This window comes from Stenotrophomonas sp. YJH_SMC_105-26, assembly GCF_059368915.1.
On the sequence record NZ_JCAFSD010000012.1, the window covers coordinates 1 to 20,215 of the forward strand.

Genomic DNA, 20,215 nt, shown 5'->3' on the forward strand with positions numbered 1-20,215 from the left:
CCATCCCCGACCCCATCCCCGACCCCATCCCCGACCCCATCCCCGACCCCATCCCCGACCCCATCCCCGACCCCATCCCCGACCCCATCCCCGACCCCAGCCCCCGGCATGTTGCGCCGCACCAGCAGTGACGCCTGTTGTCGCACGCAAGGCGCGTTCTATACTCGGTCCATCACGCAGTCGCTCAGCCGTGGTCCAACGACTATCAGCCAGGGGTAACGAAGAGTGCGGAATTACGATCTGGAGTTCCTGAAACGCTTCTCCATGGTGATCGCGCTGCTGGCGACCATCACCCTCGGCCTCATCCTCCTTGCCGCCTACATCCACACCCGGATTCCGCCCGAGGTGTCGCCGACCGCGGCCAAGCGCACCGAACAGCGCATCTCGCCCACCGGCGCGGTCTATGCCGGCAGCACCGGCGCCGCCGCGCAGGCCGCGGCCAAGGCCGCCGCGCTGGCCAAGGCGGCGTCGCAGGTGGCCTACGGCGGCACCAAGGATGGCAAGGTGATCTTCGACAACCTGTGCACCGCCTGCCACACCAACGGTGTGGGCATGGCACCGACGCTGGACCATTCGCATTGGGACAAGCGCATCGCGCAGGGCAAGGACACCCTCTACAAGCACGCCATCGAGGGCTATACCGGCCCCGACGGCGGCATCATGCCGCCCAAGGGCGGCAACCCGGCGCTGACCGAAGAACAGATCCATGCCACTGTGGACTGGATGCTGGGCAACCTGAAGTAACCGCCGCAACGCGCCGCTTCCTGTAGAGCCGAGCCCGCGCTCGGCTGCTCTCCGCGCGGTGTGGCCAGGTGCAGCCGAGCATGGGCTCGGCTCTACGATCCCCCGGCTTTGCCCACCGAGGCCTGATCGCTCGTATGCCCCCGCTGCGCAGGCGGGGTTTCGCATTTCAGGGTTAGTCTGTGCGCCTCTTCCATGGAGTCGCCCGTTGATGCGCCGCCGTTCCCTCGCCCTTGCCCTGTCCCTGCTGCTGCCGGCCGGCGCCTTTGCCCAGGCCCAGCCGCAGGCCACGCCGGTCGCGCCCTCCGTCGCGCGCGGCAGCGCCACTGTGGTGCTGACCGCCGCGCCGGCCGACTGGCGCGCGCTGGATGGGCAGCGCGTGCGCATCGCCGCGCCGCTTACCCTGGCCGGTACCGATGGCCTGCAGCACTTCGGCCAGCTCACGGTGGCGTTCGATGGCCGCCTCTGGCAGCCGACCGAAGTGGCCGCGCCGGGCACTGCCGGCTATGAGCAGGTGATGGCCGACAACCGGCGCCGCCGCCTGGTGCTGGAAGATGGCAGCGATGCCCGCGACCCCGCCAGCGTGCCCTACCTGCCGGGCAACCCGGTGCTGCGCACCGGCATGCAACTGCGCAACGTGGAGGGCATCGTGCGCGTGGACGCGCAGGGCCATCCGCGCCTGCAGGTCGAAGGCGCGCTGAAGCTGCCGGAACTGAAGCGCCCGGCAGTACCCACGGTGCCGGGCAGCCTGCACGTGGCCGCCTTCAACCTGGAGAATTTCTTCAATGGTGACGGCCAGGGCGGTGGCTTCCCGACGCTGCGCGGCGCGCGCACGCTGGACGAGCACAAGGCGCAGCTCGCCAAGCTGGTCACCACGGTCAACGCGCTGGGCGCCGATGTCGCTGCGCTGATGGAACTGGAGAACGACGGCTACGGCCCGCAGTCGGCCATCGCCGAACTGGTCGATGCGCTCAACCGCGACCGCGGCGCGCAGGGCGACTGGCGCTTCGTCGACGCCGGCAACGGCCCCGGCGACAACCCGATCCGGGTCGGGATCATCTACCGAAGCACGCGCCTGCAGCCGGTCGGCAAGCCGGCCACGCTGACCGGCGGCCCGTTCGTCGAGCACAGCCGCGTACCGTTGGCGCAGGCCTTCCAGGGCAAGCAGGGGGCGCCGTTCGTGGTGGTTGCCAACCATTTCAAATCGAAGGGTTGCCGTGACGCGGCCGGTGCCGACGCCGACCGCAACGACAATCAGGGCTGCTGGAACGCCACCCGTGTGACGTCGGCGCAGCAGCTGCACGCCTGGCTGCAGACCGATCCGACCGGTACCGGTGCCAGGGACGCGGTGCTGCTGGGTGACTTCAATGCCTACGCGATGGAAGACCCGATCCGCGCCCTGCATGATCTGGGCTGGCAGGACGCGTTCAAGGTGGCCAAGGTCGAGCATCCCTACAGCTACGTCTACAACGGCTACACCGGCCGCCTCGACCACGCGCTGCTGAACCCGGGCATGGCCAGGCGCCTGCGCGGTGCCGCCGAATGGCACAGCAACGCCGACGAGCAGGACGCCAGCGGTTACCAGGGCCGCAACGTGCAGGGCCCGTGGCGCAGCTCCGACCACGACCCGCTGCTGCTGGGCTTCGACAAGTAACGCGCCAGGCCGGGGTCGGATCCCATTCCCACGGAATGGGCTCTGACCCAAGGCATCGCGGGGTCTGAGGCGTAGGGGTCAGAGCCCATTCCGTGGGAATGGGATCCGACCCCGGGTATCGCTCACCCCCAGGCGATCATCCCGATCGCCAGCACCGCCAGTGCCAGGCCGGCGCGGTTCCACTTCGTGGTGGCCTCGCCGAAGGCGAGCACACCCACCAGCGCGCCCAAGACCACCACCCCGATGTTCATGCCGGCGAACACGGTGGCCGGGCTGTCCGGCATCGCCTGGTGCGCATGTACATAGAACAGGATGTTGCCGCCATTGAGCAGGCCCAGCAGCGCGCCCGCGCCCAGGTTGCGCCAGGCCAGCCGGCTGCGGCCACTGACATGCCGCCACAGCTGCATTGCCAGCATCAGCACGAAGGCGACGCTGAAACTGGCCAGCACCGCCGCCATCGACGGCGTGCCGGACAGCGCCACCTGCTTGAGCAGCACGTCCACCACTGCGAATCCGGCCCATACGCCCAGCAGCCAGCCCCAGCCGCCGGGTGAGGACGCCACCGCCGGGCCGCGCGGGCGCAGGCTGATGGCCACCATCGCCAGCAGGCCCAGGCCCAGGCCGGCCAGTTTCCAGGGCGTTGCGGTCTGGCCGAAGCACAGGAAGGCGGCGGCCAGGGAAAGCAGCAACGACAGCCGCTGCGCCACGTCGCTGCGGACGATGCCGGCCACCGCCACCGCGCGGCCCAGTACCAGGAAGATCGAGGGCAGCACCACCGCCAGCGCCAGCAGTGACAGCCACGGCGCATGCGGCGCGCGCAGCGCATCCAGCGGTGGCTGCAGCACCACGGCGGTGAGCGTTGCCGCCACCAGATAGTTCCAGGTGACCATCTGCGCAACATCCAGCTGGCGGCGTGCGGCCACCTTCAACAACACCGAAACCAGCACACTGCAGATCACGGCCAGTGACAGATAGAGCATGGGGCGGGCACAGGGCAGGGGCGGGGGACGGTATCATGGTGCCATGCACAAGCCCTTGTTCCCCGTTGCCCCCGGCGAAACCGCCTGCCTCGAACTGGACGGCCCGGCCGGCCCGCTGGACGTGGTCGTCGACCTGCCCAAGGCCGATGTGCCGGTGCAGCCGATCGTGGCCATCGTCTGCCATCCGCTGTCCACCGAAGGTGGCACCCTGCACAACAAGGTGGTCACCATGACCGCCTCCACCCTGCGCGAGCTGGGCATCGCCACGGTGCGCTTCAACTTCCGCAGCGTGGGTGGTTCGGCTGGCACCTTCGATGGCGGCGTGGGCGAGCAGGATGACCTGAAGGCCGTCGCGGCCTGGGTGCGCAGCCAGCGCCCGGACGACCGCCTGTGGCTGGCCGGTTTCAGCTTCGGCGCGTTCGTGTCGCTGAAGGCCGCCGCCACGCTGCAGCCGGAAGCGCTGATCTCGATCGCGCCGCCGGCCGGTCGCTGGGATTTCGACGGCATCGCGCCGCCGGCGCGCTGGCTGGTGATCCAGGGCGAGCAGGACGAGATCGTCGACCCGCAGGCCGTCTACCAGTGGCTGGACACGCTGGACGCCCCGCATGAGCTGGTACGCATGCCCGAGACCAGCCACTTCTTCCACCGCAAGCTGATCGACCTGCGCGGCGCGCTGACCCACGGCGTCAAGCACTGGCTGGGCGCGGCGGCATGAGTGCACCCGAGCTGACCCCGTCGCAGCGGTATGCGGAAGGGGTTGCCCGTGGCGACTGGCAGAACGATCCGGCCCAGCATGCGGCGCTGGCCGAGCTGGACCGCATCCACCTGGGCCTGCTGGACAGTGCCGAGGATGGCTGGCTGGACCGCCTGTCTTCGTTCTGGAAGAAGCCCGAGCCGATCAAGGGCCTGTACTTCTGGGGCGGCGTCGGCCGTGGGAAGACCTTCCTGGTCGACCTGTTCTACGACGGGCTGCCGATCAAGCAGAAGTACCGCACCCATTTCCACCGCTTCATGCGCAGCGTCCATGAGCGCCTGCGCGAGCACCAGGGCCAGAGCGACCCGCTGGCGAAGATCGCCCAGGAATGGCGCAGCAACCTGCGCGTGCTGGTGCTGGACGAGTTCTTCGTCACCGACATCGGCGATGCGATGCTGCTGGCGCGGCTGCTCGAGCGCCTGTTCGCCGAGGGCGTGACCCTGGTGACCACCTCCAACACCGCGGTGGAGAACCTGTACCTCAACGGCCTGCAGCGCGAGAGCTTCCTGCCGGCCATCGGCCTGCTGCAGCGCTTCTGCGTCGAGCTGTACGCCGAAGGTACCGAGGACTACCGCATGCGCGCGCTGACCCGCTCGCCGGTGTATCGCGCACCGCTGGCGGCCGACAGCGATGAGTGGCTGGCCACGCGCTGGAACGAACTGAGCGGCGGCCAGCCGGCCAAGACCGGCAACATCGAGATCGAGGGCCGCAAGATCCCGGTCCGCGGCCGCGGCAAGAGCATTGCCTGGTTTGACTTCGCCGCGCTGTGCGAGGGCCCGCGCGGCCCGTCGGATTACATCGAGATCGCGCACGAGTTCAACACGGTGCTGCTGGGCGGCATTCCCGCCTTCGACCGCTTGAATGAGGATGCCGCGCGCCGCTTCGTCAACCTGATCGACGAGCTGTACGACCGCCACGTCAACCTGGTCTGCACCGCCAGCACCTCGCCGATCGAGCTGTACACCGGCCAGCGCCTGCAGGGCGCGTTCGAGCGCACCGCCTCGCGCCTGATCGAGATGCAGAGCGCCGAGTACCTGGGTACCCCGCACCGGGCGTGAGGGCGGTTTACTGTAGGGCCGAGCCCACGCTCGGCTGCTTCTGGATGATGTGCCGAAAGGGAGCCGAGCATGGGCTCGGCTCTACAGCAGCGCCGCGCAGCTATCGGGAAGGCGCCACCGCATTCCCACGCGGCCGCTCATCCGGCCCGGCCGACACCTGCAGGCCCGAGCCATCGCCGTGCTCCACCCGAACGCTCTCGCTGCGCTCCAGCAGCCGCAGCGGTTGGCCTTGGTAGCGCACTTCCAGCGCGTCATGGGTGTCGGCCAGCGACTGCACCAGCGGGCACAGCGACTGTGCTTGGGCCTCGATGCGTTCGGCGCGGCCTTCCAGCTGCTGTTCCATCTGCGCGTCCAGACGGTCGGCGCGTGCCTCCATCGCATCGCTGCGTCCGGTGAAGATCTGCCACAGCATGCTGCGGGCGATGGAGGCGGACAGCGACTCGGCCATGTCCTGCACCTTGGCCTCGAAGCCTGGCCCGAACACAGCCTGTTCCCAGTAGCCCTTGCCCAGCGTGCCGCCGATCCAGTCATCGGCCTGCCGGCGCAGGCGCCGGACCTTGCGGCTGTTGGCGGTACCGGTGAGGCTTTCATAGACCCCGTCGAGCACGTCGAAGCTCAGTCCGCTCACTTCATGGGCCAGCGCCGTGGCGGCCGGCATCAGCTGCCGTGCCCCGGCCTCCATCTGCCGAAGGCGGGCCGCGTCGGCCTCGCTGACCGGCACGACCGTGTCGTCCAGGCTCAGCACGCCATCGTGGAACACCACCTCATGCGGTGCCTGCGGGCCATGCCGCAGCCAGATGCCACCGCTGTCCACCAGCACGTCATAGTCGGTGTGGATACCGCACTGGTCCGCGCGCAGCTTCGGGGCGTCAGCGGCAATTGCAGGTACGGTGACCACAGCAGCCAACAGGGCCAAGGCGGGTGCTGACAGGCGCATGGTGGAATCCTTTCCGGTCATTGCAGGACCCCAGCATCCCGCGTTCGGCAGGCGCCGTCACCCGCCGAAAGTCACTGCGCGATGGCGATTCGTCCGGCCATACCGGCTTTCCCACCGGCTGCCCACCACCTATCCACAGGGTTGTCCCTAGCCAGTTTCATCACTGTCATGTGAAGCTGTCATTGTTCCGTTTTCGCGGTGCGTTGTGCCACCGCAATGACGCCTTTCGGACTTGACTGCGCAGCCCGTTCCGGCAGGTCTGAAGCGTCTGATCAGGGCGCCGATGGCACGATCCTTGCGGCGCAAGGGATTGCCGAATTTCACTACATTTGGCGTTGACGGACCCCATTACCCCCACTATCTTGTGGCCGTCGGTCGCAGCAACCCCCATTCCAGGGGTTGCCCCGGGGTACCCATCCGCGATCGTCAACGGCAGTGGCAGGCGCAGGGTCTCATCCCCTGCGACGCCGTCCTGCCATCCTGGGCTGTCATGTCCCGGGCCGCGTCACCCGATGCATCGAGCACCCCCAAATCACGCCAAGAGGACACACGCCGTGAGCACCGAATCCAGCGCCACCATCGAGAAGGAAAGCGAATTCCTGTTGACGTCGCCGCCGACGGCCAACGCGATGAGTGTGACCAAGCGCAATGGGACCACCGAACTGGTGGACCTGAACAAGATCGTGCGTGCGGTGCAGCGTTCCTCCGAAGGCCTGCACGCCGTCGACCCGATGCGCGTGGCCACCCGCACCATTTCCGGCCTGTACAACGGTGCCACCACCCGCGAGCTGGACGAACTGTCCATCCGCACCGCCGCCCTGCTGATCGGTGAAGAGCCCGAGTACGGCCGTCTCGCCGCGCGCCTGCTGGCCAACTACATCGCCAAGGAAGTCTCGGGCCAGGAAATCTACGCCTTCTCGCAGTCGGTCAGCCGTGGCCATGAAGTCGGCCTGATCAACGACCGCCTGCTGAACTTCGTGCAGACCAACGCACGCAAGCTCAACGATGCCATCGACATCTCGCTGGACCTGAACTTCGATTACTTCGGCCTGCGTACCCTGTACGACCGTTACCTGCTGCGCCACCCGCACACCCGCAAGGTGATCGAGACCCCGCAGCAGTTCTTCCTGCGCATCGCCAGCGCGCTGAGCGAGGACGTGTCCGAGACCCTGGCGCTGTACAAGCGCATGGGCAACCTGGACTACCTGCCGTCCAGCCCGACCCTGTTCAATTCCGGCACCACCCACGAGCAGCTGTCCTCGTGCTTCCTGCTGGACTCGCCGCAGGACTCGCTGGAATCGATCTATTCCAAGTACGGCGACATCGCCCAGCTGTCGAAGTTCTCCGGCGGCATCGGCGTCAGCTACACCCGCGTGCGTTCGCGTGGTTCGCTGATCAAGTCGACCAACGGCCATTCCAACGGCATCGTGCCGTGGCTGAAGACCATGGATTCGTCGGTGGCCGCAGTGAACCAGGGCGGCAAGCGCAAGGGCGCGGCCTGCGTGTACCTGGAAACCTGGCACGCCGACATCGAGGACTTCCTCGAGCTGCGCGACAACACCGGTGACGAAGCCCGTCGTGCGCACAACCTGAACCTGGCCAACTGGGTGCCGGACCTGTTCATGAAGCGCGTCGAAGCCGACCAGGAATGGTCGCTGTTCGATCCGCGCGTCGTGCCGGAGTTCACCGACCTGTTCGGCGAAGCCTTTGAGCAGGCCTACCTGCAGGCCGAAGCCCAGGGCAAGGCCAACCGCACCATCTCCGCGCGCAAGCTGTATGCCCGCATGATGCGTACGCTGGCCGAGACCGGCAACGGCTGGATGACCTTCAAGGACAAGTGCAACCGCGCCAGCAACCAGACCCTGCGCCCGGGCAACGTGATCCACCTGTCCAACCTGTGCACCGAAATCCTGGAAGTCACTTCCAACGATGAAACCGCCGTGTGCAACCTGGGTTCGATCAACCTGGGCAACCACTTCGACGAGCACAACGAGTTCGACTTCGAGAAGCTGGCCGAGACCGTTCGCCTGGCCGTGCGCCAGCTCGACCGCGTCATCGACCTGAACTTCTACCCGATCGAAACCGCCCGCCGCGCCAACCTGCGCTGGCGTCCGGTCGGCCTGGGCTGCATGGGCCTGCAGGACGTGTTCTTCCGCAAGCGCCTGCCGTTCGACAGCGCCGAAGCCCGCGCCCTGTCGAAGAAGATTGCCGAAGCGATCTACTTCCACGCGCTGGAAACCTCCTGCGAGCTGGCCCAGGAACGTGGCAAGCACCCGTCGTTCAACGACACCCGTGCCGCCGGTGGCGAACTGCAGTTCGACGCCTGGAACGTGGTGCCGGAAGACACCGCGCGCTGGGATGCCCTGCGCGCCCGCATCAAGGAACACGGCCTGCGCAACTCGCTGATGATCGCGATCGCCCCGACCGCGACCATCGCCTCGATCGCCGGCTGCTACGAGTGCGTCGAGCCGCAGGTGTCCAACCTGTTCAAGCGCGAGACCCTGTCCGGTGACTTCCTGCAGGTCAACCGTTACCTGGTCAACGAGCTGAAGAAGCTGGGCCTGTGGACCGCCGACATGCGCGATGCCATCAAGCTGGCCGAAGGCTCCATCGCCGGCGTGGCGCAGATTCCGGAAACGCTGCGCGAGGTCTACCGCACCGCGTGGGAACTGCCGATGCGTTCGCTGATCGACATGGCCGCCGAGCGTGGCGCCTTCATCGACCAGTCGGCCTCGCTCAACCTGTTCATGGAAAGCCCGAACATCGGCGCGATGTCCTCCATGTACATGTACGCCTGGAAGCAGGGCATCAAGACCACCTACTACCTGCGTTCGCGCCCGGCCACCAAGATCGCCAAGACCACGGTCAGCGCTGCGGCCCCGGCCAAGGTGTTCAGCCCGGACGAAGCCATCGCCTGCTCGCTGGAAAACCCGGAAGCCTGCGAGGCCTGCCAGTAAGACACCGCGCGGTGGGTGCCGACCGTTGGTCGGCACTCGAACACCTCGCACCTGTAGAGCCGAGCCATGCCCGGCTGCGGAAAAACACCCACGGTAGCGCCGGGCCACGCCCGGCGGCTCACCCAGGAATTCAAGGAAACACCCATGGCCGACAAGCCCAAGCAGATGCTGCTCGATCCCGGTTTTGAACTGACCCTGCGCCCGATGCGCTACCCACAGTTCTATGACATGTACCGGAATGCGATCAAGAACACCTGGACGGTGGAAGAGATCAACTTCCAGATCGACATCACCGACCTGCACAGCAAGATGTCGCCGGGTGAGCGCCACCTGATCCACCGCCTGGTCGCGTTCTTCGCCACCGGCGATTCGATCGTGTCCAACAACCTGGTGCTGAACCTGTACCAGCACTTGAATGCGCCCGAAGCGCGCATGTACCTGTCGCGCCAGCTGTATGAGGAAGCACTGCACGTGCAGTTCTACCTGACCCTGCTGGACAACTACCTGCCGGATCCGGAAGAGCGCGCCAAGGCGTTCTCGGCGGTGGAGAACATCGACTCGATCAAGAAGAAGGCCGATTTCTGCTTCAAGTGGATCGACTCGATCCAAGACCTGACCCGCATCGAGACCCGCGAACAGCGCCGCCAGTTCCTGCTCAACCAGATCTGCTTTGCCGCCTGCATCGAAGGCCTGTTCTTCTTCGCTGCGTTCGCCTACGTGTACTACTTCCGTTCGCGCGGCCTGCTGCCGGGCCTGGCCTCGGGCACCAACTGGGTGTTCCGCGACGAGAGCGCGCACATGGAGTTTGCGTTCGAGTCGGTGCGCGTGGTGCGTGAGGAAGAGCCGGACCTGTTCGACGACGAGATGAAGCAGCAGGTCTACGACATGCTGGCCGAAGCCATCGAATGCGAAGTGCAGTTCGCCGAGGACGTGCTGTCCGGCGGCGTGGCCGGCATCTCGACCCGCGACATGCGCCAGTACCTGCAGCACTGCGCCGACCAGCACTTCGCCAAGCTGGGCATGGAAAAGAAGTACAACGTGCGCAACCCGCTGCCGTTCATGGAACTGCAGGACGTGCAGGAGCTGACCAACTTCTTCGAACGCCGCGTCTCGGCCTACCAGGTCGGCGTTCAGGGCGAAGTCGCCTTCGACATGAACTTCTGATCGAACCGGCCAGGCCTGCCGCAACGAAGAACCCCGGCCAATGCCGGGGTTTCTTGTTTCCGTAGCGTCGAGCCATGCTCGACTGCTGCTCGCAAGAAAGTCGAGCATGGCTCGACTCTACAATCAGCGCCGCCCTTCCACCGCCATGCGCACCGCCAGCCCGGCCAGCACCGTGCCCATCAGCCAGCGCTGCACCATCTGCCAGGTGGGGCGCGCGGCCAGGAAGCCGGCGATGCTGCCGGCGGTCAGCGCGATCATGCCGTTCACGCTGACGCTGACCAGGATCTGGGTGGAGCCCAGCACGATCGACTGCATCAGCACGCTGCCTTCGCCGTCCGGGTGCAGGAACTGCGGCAGCAGCGACAGGTACATCACCGCCACCTTCGGGTTCAGCAGATTGGTCAGGAAGCCCATCGTGAACAGCTTGCGCGGGCTGTCCTGCGGCAGGTCACGCACCGCGAACGGCGAACGGCCGCCGGGCCTGAGCGCCTGCCAGGCCAGGTACAGCAGGTACAGCGCTCCGCCGATGCGCAGCGCGTCGTAGGCGAACGGCACGGTCATCAGCAGGGCGGTGATGCCCAGTGCCGCGCACAGCATGTAGAACACAAAGCCCAGCGCCACCCCGCCCAGCGAGATCAGGCCAGCCATCGGCCCCTGGCAGATCGAGCGCGAGATGACGTAGATCATGTTCGGCCCGGGCGTGAGCACCATGGCCAGCGAAACCAGCGCGAAGGCCAGCAGGTCGGAAGTGGCGGGCATGGGCAGTCCTGGCAGTGGGCGTGGCGCAGTGTAACGCCTGCCGCAGGCGCGGCCTGCGCAGGCACCGCTGCCGGGTGACCGTTGCACGTGCATGCCGATGGCCATCACGCCGGTCGCTTAGAATCCGCAGCACCCCACACCGAAGCACCCCCATGACCCCGATCCCCGAGACCGTGCCGCCCACCGAAGTGCGCATGGCTGAAATCGTCTTCCCCAACCACACCAACCACCTGGGCACCCTGTTCGGTGGCCAGGCATTGGCATGGATGGACAAGGCCGCGTTTCTGGCCGCCGCCCGCTATTCGCGCCGCACCGTGGTGACCGCGCGCAGCGACCAGGTCGACTTCAAGCTGCCGATCCGCATCGGCCAGATGGTGGAAACCATCGGCCGCATCGTCGAAGTCGGCCGCAGCTCGATGAAGGTCGAGGTGGAACTGGTCGCCGAAGACCTGCACAGCGGCGAGCGCAAGCTGTGCACCCGCGGCCACTTCGTGATGATCGCGCTGGACGAGGAAGGCCACCCGATCGCGGTGCCGCCGCTGCCGGCCGCCTGAGACCAGCGGCTGAACCGGTGCTTGCGGGGGCGCTGCGGCGCCCCCATCTGGCAGCCATGACCCCGCCACTGACCGACTTCATCGACCGCGCCGAGCGCCTGTTCGTGCTGACCGGCGCGGGTTGCAGCACCGCCTCGGGCATACCCGATTACCGGGACGCCGACGGCCAGTGGAAACGCACGCCGCCGGTGACCTACCAGGCCTTCATGGGCGAGGCGACCACCCGCCAGCGTTACTGGGCGCGCAGCCTGCTGGGCTGGCCGCGCTTCGGCCTGGCCCGGCCCAACGGCACCCACCAGGCCCTGGCCGCCCTGGAAAGCCGCGGCAAGCTGCAGGTGCTGTTGACCCAGAACGTGGACGGCCTGCACCAGCGCGCCGGCAGCCGCAACGTGATCGACCTGCATGGCCGCCTGGATCTGGTGCGCTGCATGGGCTGCGAGCGCCGCAGTGGCCGCGAGGATTTCCAGCAGCGGCTGCTGGACGCCAATCCCGGCTGGGACGCGCTGGAGGCCGGCATCGCCCCCGACGGTGATGCCGACCTGGAGACCGATTTCTCCACATTCGTGGTGCCCGATTGCCCGCACTGCGGCGGCGTGCTGAAGCCGGACGTGGTGTTCTTCGGCGAGAACGTGCCGCGCGAGCGGGTGGCGGCGGTGCACGATCATCTGCAGCAGGCCGATGCGGTGCTGGTGGTGGGCTCGTCACTGATGGTCTATTCCGGCTTCCGCTTCGTGCAGGCGGCGGCGAAGGCAGGATTGCCGGTGGCGGCGCTGAACCGCGGCCGCACCCGTGCCGACGACCTGCTGTTGTTCAAGGATGAGCGGGACTGCGCTGAAGCCTTGTCCGGTTGGGTGGCGGGCTGAGCCGAGAGTCGGCTCGGCTCTACAAGGGGCTGTTCGGCGCTCGGCGGCATGATCGGCTGCGAAACAGCGATCCATCCAGACGGTTGATCCAGAAGCCGCGCAGCGGTGCAATACACACCCCCTACGTCGTTCATCACCCCCTTGAGCCAGCTGTTTTCGCCGATCTCGTTCGGCCCCCTGACCCTGTCCAACCGCATCGTCATCGCGCCGATGTGCCAGTACTCCGCCGAAGACGGCCGCGCCAGCGACTGGCACGCCATGCACCTGGGCAACCTGGCGCAGTCCGGCGCCGGCCTGTTGATCCTGGAAGCCACCGCGGTCGAGCCGCGCGGCCGCATCAGCTGGGCCGACCTGGGCCTGTGGGATGACGGCACCGAGGCCGCGCTGGCACAGGTGCTGGCCAGCGTCCGCCGCTGGTCGCCGATGCCGCTGGGCATCCAGCTGGGCCATGCCGGCCGCAAGGCATCCACCGCCCGCCCGTGGGACGGGGGTGGCCAGTTGCCGGCCGGCGATGCGCGTGGCTGGGCCACCGTGGCGCCGTCGCCGCTGCCGTTCCATGCCGCCGATCCGGCACCGCAGGAACTGGACGAAGCCGGCATCGCCGAGGTCATCGCCGCCTTCGCTGCCAGTGCGGTGCGCGCCGAGCGCCTGGGCTTCGAGCTGATCGAGCTGCATGCCGCGCACGGTTACCTGCTGCACCAGTTCCTGTCGCCGCTGAGCAACCGCCGCACCGATGGTTACGGTGGGTCGCTGCCGAACCGCCTGCGCCTGCTGGTGGAAGTGTTCGACGCGGTACGCGCGGCGGTGTCCGACAAGGTCGCCGTGGGCGTGCGCATTTCCGCCAGCGACTGGGTCGAGGGTGGCTGGGACCTGGTGCAGAGCGAAGCACTGGCCCAGGTGCTGGACGCGCGCGGCTGCAATTTCCTGCATGTCTCCAGTGGCGGCCTGGACGAGCGCCAGAAGATCACCGTCGGCCCCGGTTACCAGGTGCCGTTCGCGGCGGCGATCAAGGCCAAGGTGCGCATGCCGGTGATCGCCGTGGGCATGATCACCGAACCGGAGCAGGCCGAATCGATCCTGCGCCATCGCCACGCCGATGCCGTGGCCCTGGCGCGCGGCATCCTCTACGACCCGCGCTGGCCGTGGCATGCCGCCGCCGCATTGCGCGACAGCGTGGAACCGGCGCCGCAGTACCTGCGCTGCGAGCCGCGCGATGCGCGCGGCGTGTTCAAGGCGCGCTGAGGCTCACACCCGCCAGGCCGGCGCCATGCCGGCCCGCAGGTGCTCGAACAGCGCGCGGATCTTGGCGGTGAAGTCGCGGCGATCGCTGACGCAGAAATAGACCTCCATCGGCTCCGGACGCCACGTGCTGTCGGCGCCGAACACGGCCTGCAGGCGTCCATCGCGCAGGTAGGGCTCGGCCACGAACGCAGCCAATCGCGTGATGCCGGCACCGGCCGCCGCCAGCGACGCCAGCGCATCGATGTCATCGCAGACCATGCTCGGCGGTAGCACGGCGTCCACACGCTGGCCGTCCTTCAGCAGGCCCCAGCGCAACGGCCGGCCATCGGTGGGGAAGCGGTGCAGCAGCCCGCGATGGCTGCCCAGATCCGATGGTTCCTGCGGGGTGCCATGGGCCTTCAGGTAGGCCGGCGAGGCGCAGAACACGAACGGTACGCGTGCCAGCTGCCGTGCGACCACGCCGTCTTCCAGCTGCGCGCCGATGCGGATGCTGGCATCCACCGCCTCTGGACCATGCTGCACGGCGCGGTCGGTCAGCCGCAGTTCCAGCTGCAGCTGCGGGTAGCGTTGCTGCAGTGACGGCAGCAACGGGGCCAGCACGTGGCGGCCGAACGCGCTGCTGCTGGCGATGCGCAGCGGCCCGGCCGGTTCGATATCACCGGAGGTGACCATCGCCTGCGCGCGCGCCAGGTCGGCCTCGATGTGGCGGACCTGCGCCAGGTACAGCGCGCCGGCCTCGCTGAGCGCCAGCTGGCGCGTACTCCGGTTCAGCAGTCGTACGCCCAGATGCGCTTCCAGCCGGTTGATGTTCTGGCCGACTGCGGTGGCGCTGATGCCAAGGATGCGGGCCGCGGCGGCAATGCTGCCGGTCTCTGCGGTGCGGGTGAAGCTGCGGATCAGTTGCAACAGGTTCATGACCGACCAGCTTGCCACGGTGATGGCCAAGTATCGCTTGGGACTGAACCAAGCGGTTCGGTTGCATCGGTGATCATCCGGCTGCTGGGCAGGAAGCTGCCCTACACTGTGGCGATGCGCCCCGATTCCATCCTCACCCTGTCCTGCCCCGACCGTACCGGCATCGTCTACCGCGTGTCCGGCCTGCTGTTCGACCACGGCTGCAACATCCTCGACGCCCAGCAGTTCGGCGATGAGGAAAGCGGCCGCTTCTTCCTGCGCGTGCATTTCGACCGTGACGCCGGCCTGCCGCTGGAGACCGTGCACGCCGCGATGGCCACGCTTGCCGAAGGCTTCGGCATGGACTGGCAGCTGCATGATGGCCGCCGCCGGGCACGCCTGCTGGTGCTGGTCAGCAAGCAGGGGCACTGCCTCAACGACCTGCTGTTCCGCGCCCACAGCGGCCAGCTGAAGGTCGACATTGCCGCGGTGGCCTCCAACCACGCCGACTTCGCGCCATTGGCCGCGTCCTACCAGGTACCGTTCCACCACCTGCCGGTGACCGCCGATACGCGTGCGGTGCAGGAGCAGCAGATCATCGACCTGGTCGAGCGCGAGCGCATCGACCTGGTGGTGCTGGCACGCTACATGCAGATCCTGTCACCCACGCTGTGCCGCGCGCTGGCCGGGCGTGCGATCAACATCCACCACAGCTTCCTGCCCAGCTTCAAGGGCGCGCAGCCGTACCACCAGGCGCATGCGCGCGGGGTCAAGATCATCGGCGCCACCGCGCACTACGTCACCGAGGATCTGGACGAAGGACCGATCATCGAACAGGACGTGGCCCGCGTTGACCATGCGATGGCACCGCGCGAACTGGTGCGGCTGGGCAGCGATACCGAATCGCTGGTGCTGGCACGCGCCGTGCGCCGCCATGTGGAGCACCGCATCCTGCTCAACGGGCATCGCACGGTGGTGTTCCGGTAACGTGCTGCCCCTTCCAGGTCCGCCGGGCATGGCCCGGCGCTACCCACGGGTGTGATCCGGTAGTGCCGGCCGCTGGCCGGCAACTGCAGGGATCCAGGCGTTGCCGGCCAGCGGCCGGCACTACCGTTGTGGGTCAGGCGGTCGCGATTCCCGCCTTGCCCAGCGCCTCGCGCACCATCGCGTCGTTGGCTTCGGTCACCGGCCGGGTCAGGTCCCACAGGAACTTCACCCGGAAGCCGGACTTCACCGCATCCTGCGCGCTCCACAGCACGCAGTAGTCGCGGGCCAGGCCGCACACGTGCACTTCGCGGATGCGGCGCTCGTGCAGCCAGCCGGCCAGGCCGGTGGCCGGGCGCTCGCCATCGGGGCCATGGTTCTCGCGGAAGGCGCTGTACGAATCCACCTGTTGGCGCGTGCCCTTGCGCAGGATCAGGTCGGCCACGGTCCAGTCCACGCCCGGGTGCAGCGCGGCACCGGCGCTGCCCTGCACGCAGTGGTCCGGCCACAGCGTCTGCGGCTGCGCGTGCAGCAGGATGGTCTCGAAGGGGCGTTGGCCGGGGTGCTGGCTGGCGAACGAGGCATGGTCGGCCGGGTGCCAGTCCTGGGTCGCCACCACGGTGCGGTAGCGGCGCTGCGCCAACAGATCGGCGATCGGTGCCACCAGCGCATCGCCCTGGTCGCAGGCCAAGGCGCCACCGGGCATGAAGTCCGGCTGCAGGTCGATCACCAGCAGGGCGACATCGGCGGGCAGGGCGGTCATGGCAGGTCCGCTACAACAGAAGGGGCGACCAGCGTGGCCGCCCCATGCCTGCACGTCAATCGCCCTGTGGCGTCCCAGCGTCCTGCCCGTAGTACAGCAGGCCGATCCTGATCCGCTCGCGGCCATTCTCGCGGCGATGGCGGTTGGCATCGCGAAGCGAGTACACGCAGCCGCAGTATTCCTGCTGGTAGAACTGCTCGCGCTTGCTGATCTCGATCATGCGGCTGGCGCCGCCGCCCTTGCGCCAGTTGTAGTCCCAGTACTGCAGGCCTTCATAGCGCGACGCCGCACGGATCCCGCAGTCGTTGATCTGCGCCATGTTCTTCCAGCGCGAGATGCCCAGCGACGAACTGATGGTGTCGTAACCGTGCTCGTGCGCGTACAGCGCAGTGCGCTCGAAGCGCATGTCGAAGCACATCGTGCAGCGGATGCCGCGTTCAGGCTCGTTTTCCATGCCGCGTGCACGGCTGAACCAGTTGTCGGTGTCGTAGTCGCAGTCGATGAAGGGAATGCCGTGCTGCTCGGCGAAGCGGATGTTCTCCTGCTTGCGCAGCTCGTACTCCTTCACCGGGTGGATGTTGGGGTTGTAGAAGAAGATCGCGTAGTCGATCCCGGAGGCGGTGATCGCCTCCATCACTTCGCCGGAACAGGGCGCGCAGCACGAATGCAGCAGCAGGCGCTTGCCGTCGGCGGGCAGGGTCAGGGTGGGGCGTTGGAGCTCGGTCATCGTCAGGTACCGCATGGACCGCCGGCAACGGCGGTGGCCCATGCATCAGCGCGTGGGTGAACGGGTCTGGCCGGATACCGTGAACAGGACGCGCGCGGCCACATCGCCTGCACGCGCAGGACGACGACGGCCCCGGCAACCTCCCCGCGGAGATTCCAGGTCGAGTCAGGGGACGGCCGTGTCCCCCGGCCGGGGCCGGTATTCGGGCTGATGGACACGGGCCGCAGCCCACCTACTACCCGCCGCTTCCCAGGCGCGAGCCCAGTGCTGTTGGCAGGATTCGTTTCCATTCACCGCTGCGGGGCAGCTCCGGAATGGACGCGCGAGGCGCCTTCACCGGATTCCCGTTTAAATCCCTCCCCGCGCCGCAGCGATGGGAGGGATACCTTCGGCGTGTGCAAGGTGGACCTGTTGGTGGCGCCGGTCAAGAGCGCAGGGGTCAGAACCCGCTACGCTGCAACGGGATCCGACCCCAGCGGAAGGAAGGGGTCGGATCCCGCTGCCACGCAGCGGGCTCTGACCCCGGTCGGGATGCACCTTCAATGCCCCACGGCCGCCCGCGTGCGGATGTCGTCCAGCCGCTGGTCGTGCAGCAGGCGGCCGTTCTCCCACACGGTCACCATTGCGTCCTCGAAGCCGTCCGGCAGGGTGTCGTCGCCGTTGGCCGGCAGCGGCACCGTGTGCAGGCTGCCATCGTCCAGGCGGCGCAGCAGGCGCATGCGGCCACGCTTGCTGGCCTTGCCGGCGTCGGTGACCGGATCCTTGTAGACGTCGATCCACTCACCCTCGACCCGCGCCGCCGAGCACTTCAGTGCGAACTTCTGCGTATCGCGGTCCAGCCGCTGCAGCAGCGCACCGCCCATGCCGAAGGCTACGTTGTCGGCGGCGTAGCCGTCGTCGGTGATGCGTTGCAGGATGGTGCGGATGGTATCCGGGTTGATGCCATCGCCCTGGATCACCCGCACGTGGTTGAGCACGCGGTAGCCCTTGCCGTTGAGGCTGTGGCCGAAGGCTTCATCCAGCCGGCGCAGGCTTTCGGCCACCACCTCCACCGGGTCGCCCGAGTCCGGGCGGATGACCAGGGTGGCGCCCGAGGCGATCACTTCATCGCGCAGGGTGGTACCCCAGTGCTCGCTGATGGCGCGGTAGATGTCATAGCTGTCCGATACCACCGCCACGATCGCACCGGGCGTGCCGAACTGGCGCAGCATGTTGCGGTAGGCGTCCACCTCGCGCTCGCGGCCCCAGCTGGTGATGGTGCTGTGCTCGGCGGCGGGAATCGAATAGCCGGCCATCGGCGCGTGATAGTGCGCGCGCGCCAGGCACAGCGCCGATACGGTATCGGTGCCGAGGAAGTTGACCAGGTGTGCGGCACCGCCCAGCGCGGCCGATTCCAGGCTCGATACACCGCGCGCGCCGAAGTCGTGCAGCTTGAACGGTAGCTGCCCCTGCGGGTCGTCGCTGGTCTGCTGCAGGAACGCGGCGATGGTCTGCCGTGCGTGCCAGCTGATGGTGGCCACGGTGACCGGATACCACACGCGCAGCAGCAGCGTTTCCAGGTACGACGGCACCCAGAACGCAGCCGGATCGGTCGACTCGATGGTCATCAGTGCCTGGTGGGTGGGCACCACGCTGCCCTCGGGCACGGCGCGGATGCGCACCGGCAGGTGGCCGCCAAGCCGGTCGACGATATCGCGCCAGCCGGCCTCGTTGAACGGTTCGCCATGCGCGGCGAATACCGCAGCAGCGTCGTCGATGTCGGCGTGGGTGACCGGTCGTGCCAGCGCGTCCTTGAGGATCGCCTGCAGGCCGAAGAACACCGTGCGATCGTGCAGGCCGCCACGTGATTCGACGTAGAAGAACGTGGCATCGGTACCCGGCGGGTACTGCAGCCAATGGCTGGCCTTGTAGCTGTCGGTGTTGAGGAGAAGATTATCGAGGTAGTGCATGACGGAAGCTCCTTCGCGTCGGGTGGCACCGGCGGTCTATCCGCCAGTGGGAAAGCCGGGCCGGTCAGCCGCGGCCGAGGAAGTACTCCAGGATGTGCAGGTGGTCTTCGAACAGCTGCGGGCCCATGTCCAGTGCTTCACTCACCGGTATCCAGCGTGCCTTGTCGGCATCGTCGCCACCGCGCACCGGCGGCAGCTCGCCGGCCGGAAACTCGAAGTGGAAACCGTGGGTGATGGTGCGGCCACGCTGGCTGCGGTCCGGGTGGTCGAACACCTGCTGGCCCTTCAGCGACCCCTTCAACACCGGCAACGGAATCTTCAGGCGGGTTTCCTCGCGCAGTTCGCGCAGGCAGCTGTCGAGCAGGCTCTGTTCCTGGCCGACGAAGCCGCCGGGCAATGCCCACAGCCCCTTGCCGGGTTCCGAGCGGCGACGCACCAGCAGCACGTGGCCCGAATGCACCACCACCGCATCGGTGGTGACGAAGGTGGGCGCGTAGGGCGCATCCTTCCAGGCGGCCTTGTACTGTTCGATGAAGCGGTACTCGGCCACCAGCTGGCCATACGCAGGCGCGCTTTTGCGGAACGCTTCGAGCATGTCGTACACCGGCGCCGGCACATTGCCACGCAGCATCAGCAGCGCGCCGTGGAAGTCGACGTCGCCGGCCTCGAACAGGTAGCGCCGCAGCTCGGTGGCCGACAGGGTGGCGGTGTGCTGCACGTCCACCAGCGGCCACTGCGGGAACTCGCGCAGGTAGTAGCTGGACGCATCCTTGTCCATGCCGATCAGGCCCACCCTGGCATCGGCGGCGGCACCGTCGTTGCGCAGGGCGTCAGCCACCTGGCGCTGCACGTTGGCGATCCATTGTGCTTCGTTGTACAGGTGGTCACGCAGCGGGCGGATCAGCAGACGGTCGGTGTGGCCGTCGAGGGCCGCCTGGATCATCACGGCGCGTTCGGCCACGGTCCAGGGATTGCGCAGGCTGCGGGGGGTATCGGCAGAGCCGACCAGGAAGATCAGCTTGCGGGCCCGGCTCAGGGCCAGGCGGGCAACGGCGGCGTGGCCGTTGTGGAAGGGCTCGAATCGCCCGATGAAGACGAGATAGTCGAATTCCATGAGAATCCCTCATGTCGTTGTGGCAGCCGCGGGTCTGTCCCTTGGCTTGCTGCAGATGCTACGCCGATGGCGGGGCGGGTCAAGCCTGCAGCCGTGCTTTCTGCTGAACGGCGCATTGCGT

General features: G+C 67.6%; 18 protein-coding genes and 1 riboswitch. Of the genes, 10 read left to right on the forward strand and 8 right to left on the reverse strand.

Annotated features, from left to right (window positions below):
- The first annotated feature begins 225 nt into the window (after nt 1–225).
- Nucleotides 226–744, forward strand: coding sequence for a c-type cytochrome (locus AC5P7F_RS19300; RefSeq protein ID WP_014035592.1), 519 nt, complete (start codon nt 226–228; stop codon nt 742–744).
- 208 nt (nt 745–952) lie between these two features.
- Complete coding sequence (locus AC5P7F_RS19305) at nt 953–2,395, forward strand: ExeM/NucH family extracellular endonuclease (RefSeq protein ID WP_032956206.1); 1,443 nt, start codon at nt 953–955, stop codon at nt 2,393–2,395.
- A 122-nt stretch (nt 2,396–2,517) separates the two neighbouring features.
- On the opposite strand, the gene AC5P7F_RS19310 is transcribed toward AC5P7F_RS19305, so the two are convergent.
- Nucleotides 2,518–3,375: an EamA/RhaT family transporter gene (locus AC5P7F_RS19310; protein WP_164077539.1), complete on the reverse strand. Its 858-nt coding sequence runs from the start codon at nt 3,373–3,375 to the stop codon at nt 2,518–2,520.
- Nucleotides 3,376–3,418: 43 nt separating this feature from the next.
- Here AC5P7F_RS19310 and AC5P7F_RS19315 point away from each other — a divergent pair, with 43 nt between their 5' ends.
- The gene (locus AC5P7F_RS19315; RefSeq protein WP_134808409.1) at nt 3,419–4,090 is read left to right on the forward strand and encodes an alpha/beta hydrolase; all 672 of its coding nucleotides are present in this window, start codon (nt 3,419–3,421) and stop codon (nt 4,088–4,090) included.
- Nucleotides 4,087–5,187, forward strand: a complete 1,101-nt coding sequence (zapE, locus tag AC5P7F_RS19320) for a cell division protein ZapE (protein WP_134808410.1) — start codon at nt 4,087–4,089, stop codon at nt 5,185–5,187. Before AC5P7F_RS19315 ends, zapE begins: the two co-directional genes overlap by 4 nt.
- 100 nt (nt 5,188–5,287) lie before the next feature.
- On the opposite strand, the gene AC5P7F_RS19325 is transcribed toward zapE, so the two are convergent.
- A complete protein-coding gene (locus AC5P7F_RS19325) occupies nt 5,288–6,124 on the reverse strand; it encodes a DUF2884 family protein (protein WP_164077538.1) in 837 nt (278 codons plus the stop codon).
- A 554-nt stretch (nt 6,125–6,678) separates the two neighbouring features.
- Between AC5P7F_RS19325 and AC5P7F_RS19330 the strand changes: the two genes are divergently transcribed.
- Both AC5P7F_RS19330 and AC5P7F_RS19335 read left to right on the forward strand, forming a co-directional pair.
- A complete protein-coding gene (locus AC5P7F_RS19330; protein ID WP_014645579.1) occupies nt 6,679–9,081 on the forward strand; it encodes a ribonucleoside-diphosphate reductase subunit alpha in 2,403 nt (800 codons plus the stop codon).
- Between the two features lie 144 nt (nt 9,082–9,225).
- Nucleotides 9,226–10,245, forward strand: a complete 1,020-nt coding sequence (locus AC5P7F_RS19335; RefSeq protein ID WP_005420683.1) for a ribonucleotide-diphosphate reductase subunit beta — start codon at nt 9,226–9,228, stop codon at nt 10,243–10,245.
- A 123-nt stretch (nt 10,246–10,368) separates the two neighbouring features.
- Here the strand turns inward: AC5P7F_RS19335 and AC5P7F_RS19340 are convergent, their stop codons facing one another.
- Nucleotides 10,369–11,004, reverse strand: a complete 636-nt coding sequence (locus tag AC5P7F_RS19340; RefSeq protein WP_032956621.1) for a LysE family translocator — start codon at nt 11,002–11,004, stop codon at nt 10,369–10,371.
- 152 nt (nt 11,005–11,156) lie between these two features.
- Between AC5P7F_RS19340 and AC5P7F_RS19345 the strand changes: the two genes are divergently transcribed.
- The 3 genes from AC5P7F_RS19345 (at nt 11,157) to AC5P7F_RS19355 (ending at nt 13,663) form a co-directional block, all read left to right on the forward strand.
- Nucleotides 11,157–11,558: an acyl-CoA thioesterase gene (locus AC5P7F_RS19345; protein WP_004153688.1), complete on the forward strand. Its 402-nt coding sequence runs from the start codon at nt 11,157–11,159 to the stop codon at nt 11,556–11,558.
- Nucleotides 11,559–11,614: 56 nt separating this feature from the next.
- The gene (locus tag AC5P7F_RS19350) at nt 11,615–12,421 is read left to right on the forward strand and encodes an NAD-dependent protein deacetylase (RefSeq protein WP_014645581.1); all 807 of its coding nucleotides are present in this window, start codon (nt 11,615–11,617) and stop codon (nt 12,419–12,421) included.
- Between the two features lie 141 nt (nt 12,422–12,562).
- Entirely contained in the window at nt 12,563–13,663 is a 1,101-nt protein-coding gene (locus AC5P7F_RS19355) for an NADH:flavin oxidoreductase/NADH oxidase (protein ID WP_014645582.1), read from the forward strand.
- A gap of 3 nt (nt 13,664–13,666) precedes the next feature.
- On the opposite strand, the gene AC5P7F_RS19360 is transcribed toward AC5P7F_RS19355, so the two are convergent.
- The gene (locus tag AC5P7F_RS19360; RefSeq protein ID WP_049441881.1) at nt 13,667–14,578 is read right to left on the reverse strand and encodes a LysR family transcriptional regulator; all 912 of its coding nucleotides are present in this window, start codon (nt 14,576–14,578) and stop codon (nt 13,667–13,669) included.
- Nucleotides 14,579–14,692: 114 nt separating this feature from the next.
- Between AC5P7F_RS19360 and purU the strand changes: the two genes are divergently transcribed.
- Nucleotides 14,693–15,544: a formyltetrahydrofolate deformylase gene (purU, locus tag AC5P7F_RS19365; protein ID WP_005411937.1), complete on the forward strand. Its 852-nt coding sequence runs from the start codon at nt 14,693–14,695 to the stop codon at nt 15,542–15,544.
- A 133-nt stretch (nt 15,545–15,677) separates the two neighbouring features.
- On the opposite strand, the gene pncA is transcribed toward purU, so the two are convergent.
- The 4 genes from pncA to AC5P7F_RS19385 all read right to left on the reverse strand — a co-directional run bounded on the left by pncA (nt 15,678) and on the right by AC5P7F_RS19385 (nt 20,094).
- Nucleotides 15,678–16,304, reverse strand: a complete 627-nt coding sequence (gene pncA, locus AC5P7F_RS19370) for a bifunctional nicotinamidase/pyrazinamidase (protein ID WP_164077537.1) — start codon at nt 16,302–16,304, stop codon at nt 15,678–15,680.
- Between the two features lie 55 nt (nt 16,305–16,359).
- A complete protein-coding gene (locus AC5P7F_RS19375) occupies nt 16,360–17,046 on the reverse strand; it encodes an epoxyqueuosine reductase QueH (protein ID WP_080281917.1) in 687 nt (228 codons plus the stop codon).
- Between the two features lie 161 nt (nt 17,047–17,207).
- Nucleotides 17,208–17,437, reverse strand: a riboswitch (cobalamin riboswitch).
- Between the two features lie 133 nt (nt 17,438–17,570).
- Nucleotides 17,571–18,980 carry a nicotinate phosphoribosyltransferase gene (locus AC5P7F_RS19380; protein ID WP_049441805.1) on the reverse strand — a complete coding sequence of 470 codons (1,410 nt, stop codon included), beginning with the start codon at nt 18,978–18,980 and terminating at the stop codon, nt 17,571–17,573.
- Nucleotides 18,981–19,044: 64 nt separating this feature from the next.
- A complete protein-coding gene (locus tag AC5P7F_RS19385) occupies nt 19,045–20,094 on the reverse strand; it encodes a bifunctional nicotinamide-nucleotide adenylyltransferase/Nudix hydroxylase (protein ID WP_014645588.1) in 1,050 nt (349 codons plus the stop codon).
- Between the last annotated feature and the right edge of the window lie 121 nt (nt 20,095–20,215).

Coding starts and splice junctions, on each gene's coding strand:
- AC5P7F_RS19305 (WP_032956206.1), top strand. CDS start 953: ATGCGCCGCCGTTCCCTCGCCCTTGCCCTGTCCCTGCTGCTGCCGGCC.
- AC5P7F_RS19310 (WP_164077539.1), bottom strand. CDS start 3,375: ATGCTCTATCTGTCACTGGCCGTGATCTGCAGTGTGCTGGTTTCGGTG.
- AC5P7F_RS19315 (WP_134808409.1), top strand. CDS start 3,419: ATGCACAAGCCCTTGTTCCCCGTTGCCCCCGGCGAAACCGCCTGCCTC.
- zapE (WP_134808410.1), top strand. CDS start 4,087: ATGAGTGCACCCGAGCTGACCCCGTCGCAGCGGTATGCGGAAGGGGTT.
- AC5P7F_RS19325 (WP_164077538.1), bottom strand. CDS start 6,124: ATGCGCCTGTCAGCACCCGCCTTGGCCCTGTTGGCTGCTGTGGTCACC.
- AC5P7F_RS19335 (WP_005420683.1), top strand. CDS start 9,226: ATGGCCGACAAGCCCAAGCAGATGCTGCTCGATCCCGGTTTTGAACTG.
- AC5P7F_RS19340 (WP_032956621.1), bottom strand. CDS start 11,004: ATGCCCGCCACTTCCGACCTGCTGGCCTTCGCGCTGGTTTCGCTGGCC.
- AC5P7F_RS19345 (WP_004153688.1), top strand. CDS start 11,157: ATGACCCCGATCCCCGAGACCGTGCCGCCCACCGAAGTGCGCATGGCT.
- AC5P7F_RS19350 (WP_014645581.1), top strand. CDS start 11,615: ATGACCCCGCCACTGACCGACTTCATCGACCGCGCCGAGCGCCTGTTC.
- AC5P7F_RS19360 (WP_049441881.1), bottom strand. CDS start 14,578: ATGAACCTGTTGCAACTGATCCGCAGCTTCACCCGCACCGCAGAGACC.
- purU (WP_005411937.1), top strand. CDS start 14,693: ATGCGCCCCGATTCCATCCTCACCCTGTCCTGCCCCGACCGTACCGGC.
- pncA (WP_164077537.1), bottom strand. CDS start 16,304: ATGACCGCCCTGCCCGCCGATGTCGCCCTGCTGGTGATCGACCTGCAG.
- AC5P7F_RS19375 (WP_080281917.1), bottom strand. CDS start 17,046: ATGCGGTACCTGACGATGACCGAGCTCCAACGCCCCACCCTGACCCTG.
- AC5P7F_RS19380 (WP_049441805.1), bottom strand. CDS start 18,980: ATGCACTACCTCGATAATCTTCTCCTCAACACCGACAGCTACAAGGCC.
- AC5P7F_RS19385 (WP_014645588.1), bottom strand. CDS start 20,094: ATGGAATTCGACTATCTCGTCTTCATCGGGCGATTCGAGCCCTTCCAC.